The organism is Oleiphilus sp. HI0067, from assembly GCF_001635735.1.
In genome coordinates, this window is record NZ_LWFI01001651.1 from 1 (window position 1) to 737 (window position 737).

The following is a 737-nucleotide window of genomic DNA, read 5'->3' on the forward strand; positions in this document are numbered from 1 at the left end:
ATTCACCTCACCGACATGTCGATAGCGTACTACACCATTTTGATCGATGATGTAGGTCTCTGGTGCACCATACACCCCTAAATCGAACCCGAACTTCCCTCGCGGATCAAATAGGTTCAACGAATAAGGATCACCAAGCCTGTCTAACCACTGTAACGCTTTCGCTCTATCATCTTTGTAATTCAGACCAATAATCGGAACACCTTGTTGTGCAAGTGCCATCAGATACCCGTGCTCACTCTTACAAGCTGGGCACCATGTTGCCCAAACGTTAAGTAGCGAAGGCTTCCCACCTAAATCAGCGTTAGTGAGTAATTTGCTTGGATATTCAAGCGATTGTAACGAAAATGTTGGGAGTGGATCGTTCAGGCGTGCTGTTTCTAACTTGCTCGGGTCTTTGCCCAAAGCTGTGTATAAAATAAGTCCTAGACCGACTGCTAACATCAAAGGGGTCAAGAATACGAGACGAGACTTCATTTACTTAGCAAACTCCGAATTTGATGGCATCACTACTTGGCTCACTTTTTCTTTAGGACGATAACGTTTATCAAACACAGCTAAGCCACCTGCAATAAACATGAAAATTGCGCCAAGCCAAATCCATCGAATGAGGGGCTTATATTGAACTCTCACGGCCCATGCACCGCCATCGAGCTCCTCTCCAATCGCCACGTAAACATCTCGCAACAAACCCGGATCAATCCCAGCTTCAGTCATGGGATTAGCTTGAGAGAAAT

Annotated in this window: 2 protein-coding genes; both read right to left on the reverse strand. The window is 45.6% G+C overall.

Going from position 1 to position 737, the window contains the following annotated elements; translation table 11 throughout:
• The coding region (locus A3739_RS26615; RefSeq protein WP_068503383.1) for a DsbE family thiol:disulfide interchange protein at window positions 1–477 on the reverse strand (477 nt) is incomplete at its 3' end.
• The coding region (locus tag A3739_RS26620; protein WP_304440321.1) for a cytochrome c-type biogenesis CcmF C-terminal domain-containing protein at window positions 478–737 on the reverse strand (260 nt) is incomplete at its 5' end. It abuts the gene before it with no gap.